18 protein-coding genes are annotated in these 14807 nt (G+C 61.5%); 10 read left to right on the top strand and 8 right to left on the bottom strand.

Annotation, left to right across the window (positions count from 1 at the left end; all coding sequences use genetic code 11):
• The first annotated feature begins 122 nt into the window (after positions 1 to 122).
• Positions 123 to 482, top strand: coding sequence for a hypothetical protein (locus tag ACZ5GQ_RS03835; RefSeq protein ID WP_498857306.1), 360 nt, complete (start codon positions 123 to 125; stop codon positions 480 to 482).
• On the opposite strand, the gene ACZ5GQ_RS03830 is transcribed toward ACZ5GQ_RS03835, so the two are convergent.
• Both ACZ5GQ_RS03830 and ACZ5GQ_RS03825 read right to left on the bottom strand, forming a co-directional pair.
• Entirely contained in the window at positions 472 to 1506 is a 1035-nt protein-coding gene (locus ACZ5GQ_RS03830; protein ID WP_498857305.1) for a DUF1152 domain-containing protein, read from the bottom strand. The genes ACZ5GQ_RS03835 and ACZ5GQ_RS03830 overlap by 11 nt on opposite strands.
• Before the next feature lie 90 nt (positions 1507 to 1596).
• Positions 1597 to 2361 carry a Rossmann-fold NAD(P)-binding domain-containing protein gene (locus ACZ5GQ_RS03825; protein WP_498857304.1) on the bottom strand — a complete coding sequence of 255 codons (765 nt, stop codon included), beginning with the start codon at positions 2359 to 2361 and terminating at the stop codon, positions 1597 to 1599.
• A gap of 72 nt (positions 2362 to 2433) precedes the next feature.
• Here ACZ5GQ_RS03825 and ACZ5GQ_RS03820 point away from each other — a divergent pair, with 72 nt between their 5' ends.
• Genes ACZ5GQ_RS03820 through ACZ5GQ_RS03805 form a run of 4 tightly spaced genes read left to right on the top strand, consistent with a single transcriptional unit; the run spans position 2434 to position 5084 of the window.
• Positions 2434 to 3333 carry an ABC transporter ATP-binding protein gene (locus ACZ5GQ_RS03820; RefSeq protein ID WP_498857303.1) on the top strand — a complete coding sequence of 300 codons (900 nt, stop codon included), beginning with the start codon at positions 2434 to 2436 and terminating at the stop codon, positions 3331 to 3333.
• Positions 3334 to 4092, top strand: coding sequence for an ABC transporter permease (locus tag ACZ5GQ_RS03815; protein ID WP_498857302.1), 759 nt, complete (start codon positions 3334 to 3336; stop codon positions 4090 to 4092).
• Positions 4089 to 4706, top strand: a complete 618-nt coding sequence (locus ACZ5GQ_RS03810) for a hypothetical protein (RefSeq protein ID WP_498857301.1) — start codon at positions 4089 to 4091, stop codon at positions 4704 to 4706. The genes ACZ5GQ_RS03815 and ACZ5GQ_RS03810 overlap by 4 nt, the downstream gene beginning before the upstream one ends.
• A gap of 42 nt (positions 4707 to 4748) precedes the next feature.
• Positions 4749 to 5084: an RNA-binding protein gene (locus ACZ5GQ_RS03805; RefSeq protein WP_498857300.1), complete on the top strand. Its 336-nt coding sequence runs from the start codon at positions 4749 to 4751 to the stop codon at positions 5082 to 5084.
• On the opposite strand, the gene ACZ5GQ_RS03800 is transcribed toward ACZ5GQ_RS03805, so the two are convergent.
• A complete protein-coding gene (locus ACZ5GQ_RS03800) occupies positions 5053 to 6387 on the bottom strand; it encodes a signal recognition particle protein Srp54 (RefSeq protein ID WP_498857363.1) in 1335 nt (444 codons plus the stop codon). The genes ACZ5GQ_RS03805 and ACZ5GQ_RS03800 overlap by 32 nt on opposite strands.
• 76 nt (positions 6388 to 6463) lie before the next feature.
• Between ACZ5GQ_RS03800 and ACZ5GQ_RS03795 the strand changes: the two genes are divergently transcribed.
• Positions 6464 to 7549, top strand: coding sequence for a DUF711 family protein (locus ACZ5GQ_RS03795; RefSeq protein ID WP_498857299.1), 1086 nt, complete (start codon positions 6464 to 6466; stop codon positions 7547 to 7549).
• Here the strand turns inward: ACZ5GQ_RS03795 and ACZ5GQ_RS03790 are convergent.
• Positions 7546 to 7962 carry a hypothetical protein gene (locus ACZ5GQ_RS03790; RefSeq protein WP_498857298.1) on the bottom strand — a complete coding sequence of 139 codons (417 nt, stop codon included), beginning with the start codon at positions 7960 to 7962 and terminating at the stop codon, positions 7546 to 7548. The genes ACZ5GQ_RS03795 and ACZ5GQ_RS03790 overlap by 4 nt on opposite strands.
• Before the next feature lie 107 nt (positions 7963 to 8069).
• Between ACZ5GQ_RS03790 and ACZ5GQ_RS03785 the strand changes: the two genes are divergently transcribed.
• Genes ACZ5GQ_RS03785 through ACZ5GQ_RS03775 form a run of 3 tightly spaced genes read left to right on the top strand, consistent with a single transcriptional unit; the run spans position 8070 to position 10132 of the window.
• On the top strand, positions 8070 to 8327 hold the full coding sequence (locus ACZ5GQ_RS03785) for a hypothetical protein (protein WP_498857297.1): 258 nt from the start codon (positions 8070 to 8072) through the stop codon (positions 8325 to 8327).
• 32 nt (positions 8328 to 8359) lie between these two features.
• Positions 8360 to 9238: a hypothetical protein gene (locus ACZ5GQ_RS03780; RefSeq protein WP_498857296.1), complete on the top strand. Its 879-nt coding sequence runs from the start codon at positions 8360 to 8362 to the stop codon at positions 9236 to 9238.
• A gap of 57 nt (positions 9239 to 9295) precedes the next feature.
• Positions 9296 to 10132, top strand: a complete 837-nt coding sequence (locus tag ACZ5GQ_RS03775; RefSeq protein WP_498857295.1) for a deoxyribonuclease IV — start codon at positions 9296 to 9298, stop codon at positions 10130 to 10132.
• Here the strand turns inward: ACZ5GQ_RS03775 and ACZ5GQ_RS03770 are convergent.
• A complete protein-coding gene (locus tag ACZ5GQ_RS03770) occupies positions 10129 to 10431 on the bottom strand; it encodes a CpXC domain-containing protein (protein ID WP_498857294.1) in 303 nt (100 codons plus the stop codon). The two genes, ACZ5GQ_RS03775 and ACZ5GQ_RS03770, sit on opposite strands and share 4 nt — an antisense overlap.
• A gap of 183 nt (positions 10432 to 10614) precedes the next feature.
• Here ACZ5GQ_RS03770 and ACZ5GQ_RS03765 point away from each other — a divergent pair, with 183 nt between their 5' ends.
• On the top strand, positions 10615 to 13092 hold the full coding sequence (locus ACZ5GQ_RS03765) for a tRNA(Met) cytidine acetyltransferase TmcA (protein ID WP_498857293.1): 2478 nt from the start codon (positions 10615 to 10617) through the stop codon (positions 13090 to 13092).
• Between the two features lie 21 nt (positions 13093 to 13113).
• Here the strand turns inward: ACZ5GQ_RS03765 and ACZ5GQ_RS03760 are convergent, their stop codons facing one another.
• From ACZ5GQ_RS03760 to ACZ5GQ_RS03750, 3 genes are all read right to left on the bottom strand, one after another.
• Positions 13114 to 13602 carry an SAM-dependent methyltransferase gene (locus tag ACZ5GQ_RS03760; RefSeq protein ID WP_498857292.1) on the bottom strand — a complete coding sequence of 163 codons (489 nt, stop codon included), beginning with the start codon at positions 13600 to 13602 and terminating at the stop codon, positions 13114 to 13116.
• A 98-nt stretch (positions 13603 to 13700) separates the two neighbouring features.
• A complete protein-coding gene (locus tag ACZ5GQ_RS03755) occupies positions 13701 to 14192 on the bottom strand; it encodes a flavin reductase family protein (protein WP_498857291.1) in 492 nt (163 codons plus the stop codon).
• Positions 14193 to 14218: 26 nt separating this feature from the next.
• Positions 14219 to 14779: a hypothetical protein gene (locus ACZ5GQ_RS03750; RefSeq protein WP_498857290.1), complete on the bottom strand. Its 561-nt coding sequence runs from the start codon at positions 14777 to 14779 to the stop codon at positions 14219 to 14221.
• Between the last annotated feature and the right edge of the window lie 28 nt (positions 14780 to 14807).

Genomic DNA, 14807 nt, shown 5'->3' with positions numbered 1-14807 from the left:
ACTACTGGAGGCTTTATTGAAAGCCCCTCTCAGACTGCAAGAGGAATCCTGCAATAGGACTCTATGTAGCATAAGAGTATATTAGGCTCCCTGCAGTACTCCTCTTACAACGGGGAGACAGAGTGCCCACAGTGCACCTATCGCTGAGCGACGCCATGTACAAGCAGCTCAAGGAGAAGAGCGACGAGATAGGCATACAGATAACTGACCTGATAAAGCTCTACATAAAGATGGGCCTCCAGGGAGGCCTCGCCGCCAGGCAGGAGGGCGCCTCAGAGGTGATGATAGCTAACCTGTCAAACAGGCTTGACAAGGTTGAGAGGGACCTGAAGCTCAAGGTCACCATGATGGAGGGCAGGTACAGGCAGCTTGAGGAGGCCCTGGACTACATACTCCAGAGGCTTGACTCGCTGGAGGACCTCATAGGCGAGGTTAAGGCGAAGAAGGCCATAGACGTAGAGCAGGAGAGCGTCAACACTTGATGGGCCTGCAGCCCTGCCTCACGAGCCTTCCTATGCCCTCCCTCCTGATGTCCTCGAGACTCATTGGCCTAGGGCTTGCGGCGCCCCTCATGTTAAATAGATCATACTCTAGGTCGAGCTCCGTGTAGACGCACATGGAGTTGAGCACCTGCCTGGCCTGTGATATCCCCATGGTGCCTGAGACCGCCTTTGCCAGCGGGCTCCTGTTGTAGACCGTAAGCGTGTCCATCACGTAGGTGGTCGCCAGGGCGGGCGAGAGCCTGACGGTCCTCGTGCCTCCCCTTATCTTCTGGTCTCCCCTCCTGCCCCTGAAGGCCAGCAGCGGCATCAGCGACGCCTCGGTCTCTATGGCCTTAGTGGCCCTGTCCAGCAGCTCCGCCTCCTCCTCGTTTATGCCGTATATGCCTAGCAGGCCCCCCTGGGAGGCCACGTCTGCTATGTAGGAGAGCACCTGGTCCGTCGAGAGCTCCCCGTCAGCGCCTGGGCCGTGCACAGCGATAAGGGAGTCGACGCCAGCCGAGCTGAGCCCTGCCAGAGACACGGAGTCCGCCAGGGGGCTCCAGAGGTTCTCCTCGCACCCAAGGGCCAGGACGTCCCCTCCAACGTCAACCCCCAGCACGAGCTCGACACCGAGCTGGTCCCTGGCTGCCTCAATAGCCCTTCTGACGCCCTCGCTCCCCTTGCTTATGTCAACGAAGAGGGCCTTCTCGCCCAGGAGCTCGGCCGCCCTGACTATCTGGGGCCTGATCTGCCTTCCAAACCTTATTGCATATGAGCTCCCGCTCACGAGGGCGGCTGAGTCCCCGAGTACGTCAACGTCCACCATGGCCTCAAGGGGTATTGGCCCAGGGTATGGGTCTATGGCGTACCTCTCCCATACCACGGAGCCAAGTATTGGCCTTCCGCCGAACCTCCTGACCTTCTGGTAAAGGTAAAGGGCCCCTGCGGCGTCTCCCCCTCCGCCTATGCCGAGCACCAGGACCCTCCTGTTGGTCACGGCCTCCTCAAGGCTCTTGAACTTCAACCCAAGGCCCCAGCAGGACGTGCCCCCTTTGCTTTTAAAAGGCTCCACCAGTCCCTATGATATGGATTCCCGTTACATGAGGAATCCATATCATAGGGACTGCAGCGTGGCCCCATCGAAGAGCACCGTAACGCCAGTGAGGTACTCCGGCGAGAAGGCGAGCCAGGCTATCAGGTCCCTCAGCTCCTCAGGCCTCCCAAGCCTCCTCAGGGGTGACATGGAGGCCACCCTTGACCAGTACTCGTCAACGCTGACGCCCTCCCTCCTCGCGAGCTCCCCTATTAGCCTGTCGGCCCCAGGGGTCCTGAAGCTGCCCAGCTCAAGTACTATGACCCTGAGCGACCTGGGATAAAGCCTGGAGAAGAGCTTAGCCATGGCCGGGAGGCCGGCCCTCAGCACATCGCTTACCCCGGTGGGCCACATGGGTGACCTTGAGGAGAAGCTGGAGACAAGTATAACCGTGGCCTTCCTCCCGTTTACCTTGGCCAGCCTCCCCATGAGCCTAGCAGGGAACACCAGGTACATGGAGGCCGCGTACTGCCACTCGTCCCAGCTGGCATCAGCTGGCTCGCAGGGCTCGCAGGGCGGGTTGCCGTAGCTCACGAAAGCCACGTCGACGTCCCCCAGGAGGGACCTGGCGTCGTCGACTATGGCCTCAGAGTCCCTTGAGGTGATGTCCGCGGGCCTAGGTATGGCCCTCACCCCGTACTTGGAGGACAGCTCCTTTGAGGCCTCCTCAAGCCTTGCCCTGTCCCTGGCGACCAGGAGCTCGTCGCAGCCCCTCGAGGCAAGGGCCCTGGCGGCCTCAAGGCCTATGCCGCTGCTGGCCCCGGTGACTATTGCATTGCAGCCCAACTGAGCCCCGGCCCCCTAGTATTATTAAAGGAAAATTAAGCCCGCGCTCACAGCAACCTGGGAGCTGAAGCTTTGGGCCAGGCTGTGGTGGAGCTGAGGGACGTTAGGAAGAGGTTTGGAGACAGGGAGGCCCTCAGGGGCGTCACCATGAGCGTCGGGGAGGGGGAGTTTCTAGGCCTTGTCGGCCCAAACGGCGCAGGCAAGACAACCCTCATAAGGGTCTCCCTGGGCCTCCTGAGGAGGGACTCGGGAGAGGTCAGGCTGTTCGGCAGGGACCCGTTCCTTGAGCCTGCCGCCAGGGAGAGCGTGGGGGTCATATTTGAGAGGCCCTCCCTCCCGGCCACAATGCCAGTTGTGGAGCTGCTCAGGAGGGCCGCAAGGATCTACGGCGTGCCTGAGGCGGAGGTCAAGGAGGCAGTTAAGCTGGCCGGCCTGGAGGGCCACGAGTCCAGGCCCTTCGGCCAGCTCTCAGCGGGGCTAAAGCAGAGGGCCGCCATTGCGCACGCCCTAATAGCCTCGCCTAGGTTCCTCGTGGCTGACGAGCCCACCAGCAACCTGGACCCAGTTGAGAGGGCGTCAGTGCTCGAGGTCCTCTCAAGGCTGAAGAAGGAGAGGGGGGTCACAATACTGCTCTCAAGCCACGTGCTCTCGGAGGTCCTGAGGGTGGTGGACAGGATAGTGGTCATAAAGCAGGGCGCCGTGGTGGCCCAGGGGGCGCCTGACGAGGTAATAGGGTCCATAAAGGTCGCCAGGGTAAGGGCGCCGGACCCGCAGGCCCTGGCCAAGGCGCTGAGCGAGAGGGGCCTCAGCGCCGAGGCAGGGGTCCAGGAGGTCACTGTCAGGCTGAGGGGAACCGACGACGAGAGGGCACTCCTGCTCGCCCTTGCAGATGCAGTGAGCTCCGGCATAAGGTACTACGGCATAGACCTGGTGGAGCCCGGCCTTGAGGAGCTCCTCAGGGAGGTGAGCTAATTGTCCCTCAGGAGGGCCCTTGAGCTGCTCTACCTCGACCTCTGGGACGCCCTCAGGCCGCCGGGCTTTGACATAATGCTGCTCGTGGTCGCAGCCATGGGCGGCGCCCTCTCAGTGCTTCAGCCCATCTCAAGCCCCGTGGCGGCCCTCGGGCCGGGCTTCACCTTCAGCCCCGAGTCGCTGGCGCTGTTCGTGACAACCATATACATCGCGATAAGGGCCTCGTCGGACCTTGTCAACATAGTGCAGGGCGGCATAATGCAGGTCTACATGAGCTACCCCATCTCAAGGAGGGCCGTGGCGGCCGTCCTCTACATAACCAGGTCCCTGCTGCCCGCTGCCATGCTCCTTGGGGTGCCAGCCATAGTGACTGCCATAATGCTCTACCCAGTCGTGCTCAAGGGGCCCGCCCAGTACGTGGCCATGTGGGTCTCTTACCTGGTGCAGAGCCAGCTCTACGGCACTGTCTTCCTGCTGCTGGCCAGCAGGTTCAGGTCCACGGGCACAGCAATAATTGCAAGCATATCGTTCTACTTCGGCTACGTGGCCCTCTCGGGCGTGCTCTACCTAATAGGGCTCCTGGACAACATACAATCGCTCGTCAACGCCTCAAACTCGATGGGGTTCTACTTCGACGTCTACTACGGCCTCACTGGACAGGCCGTCGCAGCCTGGCAGTACCTGGTGGTGCCCCTCTCGTACGTTGTGTTATTAGGCCTGTACTTCTACTACTTCGAGAGGAGGTTTGAGCCGACTTGAGGTGGTACAGGACAGCGGTCTCGAGGCTTCTGCTCTTCGTGGGCGTGGCCCTGATAATATCGAGCCTGGTGGCCACCTACTACGGCGTCCAGCTGGGCACCTCGTACTCAACGGCCGTGCCCTCGTCCCAGGTGGGGGCCGCGGTCGCAGTTGTCATGCCCACGACCTCCCAGGGAGTTGCAACGCTGAGGGTCACGGGGGCCTCCCAGGTGCTCTACCTGAGCCTGCAGGCCAACCCAATAGCCCTCCTCCCCCAGGTCAGGGGCCTCGGCCTTAAGGTTGTCACGCTCTCAACGGACGAGGACTTCAGGGCGGGCGTGATGATTGAGGTCGCGGGCCTCCAGGGGAACCCCATATTCGTCGAGGAGGCCTTCCAGAACGCGGTGAAGTACTCCAAGCCAGTGGACGGCGTCTACACTGTGAGGAGCTACGTGAACAGCTCCAGCTACCTCGTGGTGGTCGCCGTGCCGAGCAACTCTAGCTCAAACGTGGGCGTTAGCGTGAACTACAGGGTGACGGGCTACGGGAGGCTCTCAAACCTAGGCGCAGTGACGGGGGCCGTAGTCCTCGTGGCGGCGTCGCTGGCCTACGACCTCCTCAGGAGGGCTGCCTAACGCTTTTATTGCCAAGCCTCCACCCGCCTTGAGGCGAAGGATATGTCGCAGGGCCAGGAGAACGTGGTGCTCATAGGCAAGAAGCCCGTGGTTAACTACATGCTTGCCCTCATAGAGGTCTTCAACTCCTCCCCCTCGGCCGAGGTCAAGGTTAAGGCCAGGGGGAAGGCCATATGTAAGGCCGTTGACGTGATAAGCGCCGTGAAGGCCAGGTACTTCACGAACCTCTACGTTAAGTCCTTCTCAGCTGACTACGAGGAGGTGGACACGGGCAACGGCAACAAGGTGAGACTTCCGGCCGTGGAGATAACCGTTGCCCTGGCCCAGCAGGAGGGCTCCCAGCAGCCTAGTCCCCAGCCTGCAGGCCAAACCTCCTGAGGAGGGACCTGTCCCTCTTCAGCCTCTTGACCACGGCCTTTACCGACTTGTAGTAGGTCAGCAGCTCCTTAACGTCATTTACCGTGGTCCCACTGCCTATGGCTATCCTCCTCATCCTTGACCTGTCTATTATGTCCGGGTTGTCGAGCTCCTCATAAGTCATGCTCTCTATTATGTGAAGCCACCTGTTAATCTTCTCCTCCCCTAGCTTCACCTGCTCGTCGCCTACCTTGACTGGGAGCGTCGATATGGGCAGCATCTCGAGGACCCTGCTCAGGGGTCCCAGCCTCCTTATTGACTTGAGCTGGGCGTATATGGTCCTCATGTTGACCCTGCCCTTCTCTATGTCCTCCTCAACTACCTTTACCGCCCTCTCCTCAGCCTCGGCCTCCCTGACCCTCTCAAGGAGCGACCTCACGTCGCCAAGCCCCATTATCCTTGAGACGAACCCCTGGGGGTCGAAAGGCTCCAGCTCGTCCACCTTCTCGCCGGTGCCAACGAACTTAACTCTCGCCCCGGTGGCCGCCACTGCAGAGAGCACTCCTCCGCCCTTGGCGGTGCCGTCAAGCTTCGTAACTATTATTGTGCCGATGGGGGTGGCCTCGTGGAACCTCCTGGCCAGGTCGAAGGCCCTCTGGCCTATGGCGGCGTCTATTACAAGGGCCACCTCGTCAGGCTTCACGGCGTCCGCTATCCTCCTCATCTCGTCAAGCAGCGCCTGCTCGTCGCCGTAGCCGTGCCTCCCGGCGGTGTCAACTATGACGACCTGTGCCCCCCTTGACTCGAGCTCCCTTACCCCCCTGGCAGCTATCTCCTCAGCCCTCCCGGTGGGCTCGCCGTAGAACAGGGCCCCTGACATCTGGGCCAGCGTCCTCAGCTGCTCGAGGGCCCCGGGCCTGTAGGTGTCCGTCTCCACGAGGCCCACCCTGTAGCCCCTGGCGCTGTAAAACCTTGCCAGCTTCCCGGCCGTCGTAGTCTTCCCGGAGCCCTGCACGCCCACGAGGAGGATGACCCATGGCACCCTCCTGGGCTCCACGCTTGGGGGCTCCTCGCCCCCGAAAACCTTGACTAGCTCCTCGTAAACTATCTTAAGGAACCAGTCCCTCCTGCTGACGCCCGGAGGGGGCTCCTGCTCGAGGGCCCTCTGCCTTATGGTGTCGCTGAGCTTCTTGACAAGTGCAACGTTTACATCAGCCCTTATGAGCTCCCTCTGCAGGTCCCTTATGAACTCCTCCACCGAGTCCCTGTAGGTGGAGCCGCCGCCGAGGAACTTCCTCACGGCCTCCCTGAGGCCCTCGAGCACCAAGACCTCCTTCCCTTGGTTCCCTCGGCGATTGAGGCTAATAACCTCAAGGCCTCCAGTGGCCTAGGTGCGGGCCGTGAGCTTTGAGGTAAGGGCCGTAACCCTTCACCTGGGCACCGCTGAGGGCGATGAAATTGCTGAGTCCCTGGAGGACGCCGTCAGCAGGCTGCTTGACGCCGTCGACTCCGCGGCCTCCCAGCTCGGCATTAGGCCAACGTACGTGAGGGTGGCAATCCCAAGCCCAGGAGGGGCCAGCCTGGGCGAGCTCGCAAAGGAGCTTGAGCACCTCACCTCCCAGGCGTCAATAAGCGTCGGGCAGCTGGAGCTCAGCGTCAGCCAGGAGGACCTGAAGGCCCTGACCTCCGCCGGGCTCTACGCGTCCCTTATGCTCAGGGAGCCCTCGTGGGATGAGGCCAGGTCAGCGGCCTCCCTGGTAGCTGGCATAGCCTCAGAGGACCCGACGCTGGCCACCAGGGTGGCAGTCAACGTCTCAGGGGAGAGGAACTTCGTGACCCCTTACTACCCGCTGGCCTCGGCAGTCCCAGGCAGGGTCGGGGTCACGGCGGCCCTCACCTACCCATCTTACCTGGCCTCGGCGTACAGGTCGGGCGGGGTTAAGGGCATGGTAAAGGCCATAGCTGAGGCACACGGCAGGGCAGAGGCCCTGGCCAAGGCCGTCGCCAGCTCCCTGAGGGCCGAGTACATGGGCGTGGACCTCAGCGTCTCCCCCTGGATGGAGGACTCCTCGCTGGGGCTCGTTGAAGAGGTCGCAGGGGTGAGGATGCCGAAGCCTGGCTTCGCGGTCGGAGTCAGGCTCGTCAACGAGGCCATAGCTGAGGCCTCCAGGGGGCTGAGGACAGTGGGCTTCAACGAGGTCATGCTGCCGGTCGGCGAGGACTCAAAGCTCAAGGCGAGGGCCAGCGAGGGCGACGTGAACGCCAGGTACCTTGCGATGCTTAGTGGGGTCTGCGTGGCAGGCCTTGACATGGTGGCCGTCCCAGCCGACCTGCAGGGCGTCGCTGGCCTCATACTTGACGTGGCCTCATACTCAAGGGCCAAGGGCAGGACCCTCGGCGTGAGGCTCATACCTGTTGACGGGGCCGAGCCCGGGGACAAGGTGGACCTGGGCCGCTTCGGCGAGGCGCCCGTCATAGCAATTTAGCCAGTATATGTGAACTGACAGCTCGCCTGGTAGCCAGAGGCCGTGAACACGGTCACCGTGTAGGGCTCGTAAGGGTTAAGGGCCATGACGTACATAGTTATGGGCACGTAGTGCCTGGGAGGTATGTAAACCTGGGTTGTGTTGGAGGCGTCCTCAAAGCCAGAACTGTCATAAAGGTAAGCGCTAGAGACCTCGACGCCGGAGGTGCCGTTGTTATATGCTATTGCGTAGACCTGAAGCATCCCCTGAGGCGTGGTCGTAGCCCCGCAGGAGAGCAGCGAGACCCTCTGCTGCGTTACAGCTATCCCAGGGGCCCCTATCCTTGAGGCTATCATGGGGGAGAGCCTGGCCAGCATCAGAGCTATGAGAACTGCGGCGGCAAACATAGCTATGGCTGGCAGGTTCTCCCTCACCGGAAGCCCCGGCAGCCTAGGCCTCGGCGAGCTCTACGGCGTCCACGTACCTCAGGCTGTCCCCAGGCCTCTCCCAGCTGTACTCACTAAACATCGTGGTGCCCCCCGTGGCGACGCCCGGCCACATACAGATGCTTTACGTGAGGGGCTACGTAGTTGACGCCATGACACTTGGGCTCTCCCTCCTGCCCGTGCTCTTCCTGCCGCTGCTGTCGTGGAGGTGGGCCCCGGCGTTGCTGCCGTTTATAGCGCTTCTGGCTTTCTCTCCCTACGGGGGCTACCACTACCCTTACTTCTTCAGGTTTCAGTACCCCTCAATAATAATGGCCCCCGTCTGGCTCGGCACCATAGAGGGGCCTCACTGATATCAAGGGGCTCGCGGAGGGCCGCCGTCTACGTGGCCGCCGGGGTGCTGGTAGCGTCGGCTATAACTGCGGCCTTCTTCGAGCCCTACGGCCCGCTTAACTACATGGCCTTCACGGACTACCAGCTCCCCCAGTGGACTAACTTCAACATGACGTACTATGAGGACTTGATAAACGTCATAGACATGGTGCCCCGCAACGCCGCCATGATAGCGGCCCAGGACAACATGCCCGAGCTGCTGCCCAGGCCCAACGGCGACGTCCTCCTGGGCTGCGTGGAGGCCAACCAGAGCCAGTACATAGTAGTTAATGTCATTCACAGCGTCTACCTCTACTATGATAATACTGACGTGTGCGGTGAGAGCATGCTTGAGGTAGCGGACTGGGCCCTCAGGTCAGGCTATGGAATAGTGGCCGAGGAGGGGGGCACTATGCTGCTGGAGAGGAACTACTCGGGCAGCGTAGCGGCCTTCAGGCCCTACTCCTACAGCTACGGGGCGGGCAGCCTCTGGCCCCTCTTCACGGCCTGGTACGGCAACGGCTACATAAATGTGACGAACTTCCACTACAACAGGCTCGAGGGGCTCTTCACGGAGCCCCACGCGCTGAACTTCCTGCCCGGCAGGTACAACGTGACGTTTTATATAATGAACTACAGCCTGTCGCCGTCCACCAGGCTCTACGCGGTTGTCACAGGTTATTACATAAATGAAGGCGGCCACCTGACGCAGGTGACCCTCCTCAATGAGAGCCTGCCGGTGCCGCTGGCCCCCCAGGGGAGGTGGGTAAGGGTGACCCTGAGCTTCTCGTCGCCGACCCTGGTGGGGTTTGGCTCCGTGACGCTACTCTCCGACGACGTAAATGGAACCCTCCTGATAAGGGGCTTCACAGTAACTCAGATTTCCCCTTGAGCGTAAGTGTTCCCCCTTTTACCTCCCCCTGCCCAAAGCTTCTAGCCGGGGAGAGGCTTGACCAAGCTCAGGTTCGGCCCCGCTGGGAAGCCCACTAACTTCAGCGGGGACTACGAGGACGTGCCCCCTGTCCTGAGGCAGATGGGCCTTGACGCCCTTGAGTACGAGGCCGTCAGGGGGGTCAGGGTGACCAGGGAGAAGGCCGAGAGGATAAGGGAGGCGGCCCAACAGTACGACATAACGCTCAGCATGCACGCCCCCTACTTCATAAACCTCGCGAGCCCTGAGGAGGAGACCGTGAAGAGGAGCGTGGAGAGGCTCAGGGAGGCGGCCCAGGCCTCGGAGTGGATGGGGGCCTACGCCGTCGTCTTCCACCCCGGCTACATAAAGGGGAACTCGAGCAGGGAGGAGGCGCTCAACAGGGTTATTGAGGCGCTAAAGCAGGTCTTCGACGGCCTTGAGCTCAGGGTCGCCTGGCTGGCCCCTGAGACCACGGGCAAGGAGTCCCAGGTAGGTGACGTGGAGGAGACCATAAGGATATGCCAGTCCCACGACAGGCTCAGGCCGGCCGTTGACTGGGCCCACCTCCACGCCAGGACCGAGGGGGCTGACATAAACAGCGAGGACGACGTGATCAAGGTCATTGATAAGATAGAGAAGGAGCTGGGCTCGTGGGCCGTGAGGCCGCTGCACACCCACTTCTCAAAGATAGAGTACGGCAAGGGCGGCGAGAGGGAGCACCACACGCTGGGCGAGAAGGACTTCGGGCCCGAGTGGGAGTACGTCTGCAAGGCCTACGTGGACACGGGGATCGACGGGGTCATAATAAGCGAGAGCCCCATACTGGAGCAGGACGCCCTCCTGATGAAGAAGGTCTGCGAGAAGTACCTTTAGCCTGTCCCAGCTGTAGCCAGCCCCTTGACCTCAGGGCTTATCTCACTTATTAGCTTGGCCTTCTCAACGAGGGCCATGGCCTCCGGGACCAGCAGGTACCTCAGCCTGTAGAGGCCCTCGAGGGGCACGTAAACTGTGCCCTCCTCAACGTGGCCGCAGGTCTCACACCTGAAGTGGTGCTTAACCTCCACGAAGGCCTGCCCGTCCCTGACCACGGGGCCTGAGACCTCGTAGTGGTACTCCCCAAGGGCTCCGCACGACGGGCACACCGCGGGCCTCGTTATTGACCTTGTCTCCACGCCGGCCCCCGTACTACTCTTGTGAAGTGACTATAAAGGGGCGGAGGCCCTGCCGGCGGCAGCACAGAAGCCCAGTGCTTTGGGCAACGGCCGCGGCCAAGGGCCTTCGCTTAGGCCTTAAGTGCAAGGCCCGCCCTTAATAGGGCCGACCAGCCTTCAGACTTTTGGCCGTGGTGTCCCGACTTGAGGAGGAGCCCTGAGGAGAGAGAGAAGGTCAAGAGGCAGGCTGAGGAGGCTTCCTACGAGCTGGGCAAGGAGCTGCCTGAGTCCGTGCTCAGGCTCAGGAGGCTGCTGAGGAGGGCCATAAAGTACGCAGTGGCCTCGAACACGAGGGTCATGGTCGTCCTCAGCGGCTCCGACCCGGTAAAGGTCGGGGTCGCCACGGCCAGCGCCCTGATAACCTATGAGCAGGTCATGAGGTCTCTGAAGGTCAGGCCCCAGCTCAGGGTCCTCTACGCCTTCAACCAGGACTACGAGGACTCCCAACTGAGGAAGGAGCTCGTCAAGAGGTCGGTCAAGGAGAGGGGCAACCTCCTTAAGCTCACGATAATAAAGTCGGAGGACTCCAGGAGGTACCTGGGAACGACCTTCCAGGGCCTCGTGCTTGACCTGGTGAACGACCTCAGGCCCAACAGGGTTGGCATCCTGGTCGGCGTGGTCGAGGGCGGCGGCATAATAATATTCCAGGCCCCCTCGTGGAGCTCGTGGGACCAGCAGCTCACTGACTTCAGGAAGAACCTCCTGGTGCCAGGCCACGACCAGCCAAGGTACGTCTTCATAGGCTGGTTCAAGAGGAAGCTGCTGGAGCACCCTGAGAACATATTTGTCGTCGACCTTGACAATGACAGCATCATAAGCGGGCAGCCGACCAAGCTCCCGGCGGCCGGCGAGAGGAAGATAGTCCCGCCCGAGGAGGCGGAGTTCCCCAAGGAGCTGTACTCGCTGGCCCTGACCCAGGACCAGGTAAACGCCATAAAGCAGGCGGAGTGGCTGATAGAGCCCCCTAAGAAGGGCAGGAAGAAGCTGCTCGTGATAACTGCTGACAGGGGCAGGGGCAAGAGCTGCGCCGCCGGCATAGCTATGGCAGGCCTGGCCAAGGCGCTGTCTGGGGAGAGGCCCTTCAGGGCGGTGGTGACCTCGCCTGACCTGGAGAACACGCAGAGCCTCATGCAGCTGGCCGAGAGGGCCTTCAAGGCAGAGGGCCTTGACGTGGAGCCGGTGGTCGACAGGGGGCTCATAGCCGGCTTCAGGGGCAAGGGCATCAGGATAAGGTACGTGAGCCCCGACGAGGTCCCTGAGGTGGACGCCGACCTAGTGATAATAGACGAGGCCAGCGGCCTCCCGGTGCCCCTGCTGCACAAGATATGGAGGAGCCACTCCAGGGTCCTCGTGGCCTCAACAGTTCACGGCTACGAGGGCGCTGGCAGGGGCTTCAGCGTCAGGTTCCTCGGTGAGGTGAGGCAGGACCCAGACACGGACCTAAAGGAGTTCGAGATGAGCGAGCCCATCAGGTACTCCGCCAGCGACCCGGTAGAGAGGTGGCTCTTCGACGTCCTGCTGCTTGACGCTGAGCCCGCTGACCTTGACGACGCTGACCTCAGGGACATAAGGGAGGGGAGGCTGCAGTACCTGGCGCTTGAGCCCGAGGAGCTCTTCTCGAAGAGGGAGGACCTGCTCAGGCAGGCCTTTGGGATATACGTGCAGGCGCACTACAGGAACGAGCCTGACGACCTGGCGCTCATAGCTGACGCCCCGCACTACAGCATAAGGGCCATGGCAACTTCGTCAGGCAAGGTGGTGTCGGCCGCCCTGCTCGCGGAGGAGGGGGGACTTGACGAGGAGCTGAGCAACACGCTCCTGAACCAGGACAAGACTAAGGGCAACATAATACCTGACAGGGTGATAAAGCACCTGAGGGTCCCTCCCTTCGGGAAGCTTAGGGGCTGGAGGATTGTTAGGATAGCGACGCACCCCAAGGTGCAGGACAGGGGCGTGGGCTCGGCCCTCCTCAAGGGGATATACGAGGAGGCCGTCAAGAGGGGCTACGACTGGGTGGGCAGCGGCTTTGGGGTCAACGAGAAGCTCGTGAGGTTCTGGGCCAGGAACGGCTTCCAGCTGATCCACATAAGCCCCGACAGGAACCCGGTGAGCGGGGAGTTCACAGTACTCGTGCTCAAGCCCATAAGCGAGCAGGCCGCCAGGCTCGCGGCGACCGCCAACAGGGAGTTCAAGTACAAGCTTCTCAACAGCCTCCAGGACACCTACAGGGGCATGGAGCCCGACATAGCTGTGGCCATGCTTAACGCCACGGCGCCCCTGAGGGACGACGTGCCGCCCATGAGCAAGCTGAGGCTGCAGAGGCTCTGGGCCTACCTCTACGGCACCATGACGTATGAGACCAGCAACGACGTCATAAGGGACATAGTCATGACCTACTGGGAGAGGGCCCCCCTGGACAGGGGGCTGCTGAGCCGCGAGGAGGAGCTGGCCATAACGGTCAAGGTAATGCAGGGGAGGCCGTGGCCGGAGACCTCAAGGGAGCTCGGCGTCGGCTTTGAGGACGCCCTATCCCTCGTCAAGGCTGCGGTGAGGAAGCTGGCTGCTAAGTACTACGGCCTTGGAGAGGGCTCACTGCAGGCCCTAGGCTTTGAGGACTTCTAACAAAACCCTAAGGGCTAAGGGTTAAACGTCGGAGTCCCCTATGACGTAGACGTACAGGGTCCTCTGCCAGCCTCCCCTGTCGCCTATCACCTTAACTGGCTTCCACCCAGGTATCTGAAAGTCCAGGGTCACCACCCTGGTCCCAGGCTTCAGCTCCTGCTTCAGCTTCGGCTTCAGGGCCTCGTTGACGCTAGTCAGCAGATACATGTAGACCACGGTGGCCTCCCCTATGGGGACCCTGAAGAAGTCGCCGTGTATTATCTCAACCTTCCCGTCCAGCCCCTCCCTCTTGACCCTCTCGCTGGCCTCCTTGTAGAGCTCGTCCCTCAGCTCAACGCCCACTGCCTTCTTTATTGGGTACCTCTTGGCAGCCTCTATGACTATCCTGCCGTCGCCGCAGCCGAGGTCATAGAGGACGTCGCCCTCCTTGAGGTCCAGCGCCTGGAACACCAGGTCGAAGACCTCAGGCCTCGTGGGCACGAACGGAACCGATGGTCCTCCGAACGCCATCGCTATCCACCCTAGGTCGAACTCCTCCTGGTCACCCGTGGTGAGTACCCTTATACGTGTTGAGAGCCGCCATTTGATTTAAGCTAACTTGCTGTGCCTTAACACCCTTTAACAGTGGTGTATGCCCTGTTCTGGTAAAGCAGGGGGCACTTGATGGGAGGTGCACTGCCGTCAACAACCTCACCAACTATTATCGAGTGGTCCCCTCCGTCGTAGACCGCCCACCTCCTGGCCACCAGGTAGGGCCTGTCCCCTGGGAGCATGGGGCCGTACCTGCTCTCAACGTAGTTAACCCTCCTCAGCTTGTCGAGGGCGTCGCCCGGCTCCGCCATTATGCGGGAGATCCACTCGTCGTCCTTGGACAGCATTGTCACTATGAAGTACGGCGCCTGGGTCAGGACGCCGTGGCTCCTGCTGGACTTGTCTATGCATATAAGCACCAGGGGAGGGCTTATGCTGAGGCTCGTCATGGAGCTCACGGTCAGGGCTGCGTAGGAGCCCCCAAGGTCCCTGGCGGTAACCACGTAGACCTGCTGGGCCGCGGACCTCATGAACTGCTTTATCAGCTCCCCGGCGTCCAAGGCCTGCACCGGGCTAAGGGAGCTGAAGTACAAAATTAAGCTTCCTCGTTGTCTTCACTATTACCTTCCTCGCCCTCCCCGCCTCCCTCCCCCTCCTCGCCCTCCTCGGGGCTCCCCTTCATCTGCGCCCTGTAGACCTCGTATGAGACCTCCATGGCGTACTTCAGGGCTGCCTTAGCCTTCAGGAACTCCAGGGTGGAGTAGAGGCCGTCGAACTTTATCTCAGCGACGCTGCCGTCAGGCCTGTCCCTTATGGTCAGCTTGACCCCTCCTCCCTCGTCGCCTCCCTCCCTGCCCTGGTAGGCCTTTATCTCGGCCTCAACGGTGCTCAGGTACTCCCTGACCTCCTTGGGGAGGGCCATGGGCACCTCGGGCACAACCCTGACGTAGCCCTCGCCCCTGAGGAGCCTCGCCACCCTCCTCCTGCCCACCTTTATGTCCTCGGGCCTCTCAGCCGGGCTGGCCTTGCCCGCGTCCTCTATGTAGTCCAGCAGGGCCTTCAGGGCGGACAGCTCCTCCTCAAGCTCCTGTATCCTCTTCTTAAGGTAGGCCTCCAGCGTCTCCTTGCTAACTGCCCTCTCAGACTGCTGGCTCAAGCTCTGCCCCTGGGCTCCTTAGCTTAAA

Source organism: Caldococcus noboribetus (genome assembly GCF_055389385.1).
This window is presented reverse-complemented; position numbering and strand designations above follow the sequence as displayed.

Coding starts and splice junctions, on each gene's coding strand:
- ACZ5GQ_RS03805 (WP_498857300.1), top strand. CDS start 4,749: ATGTCGCAGGGCCAGGAGAACGTGGTGCTCATAGGCAAGAAGCCCGTG.
- ACZ5GQ_RS03760 (WP_498857292.1), bottom strand. CDS start 13,602: ATGGCGTTCGGAGGACCATCGGTTCCGTTCGTGCCCACGAGGCCTGAG.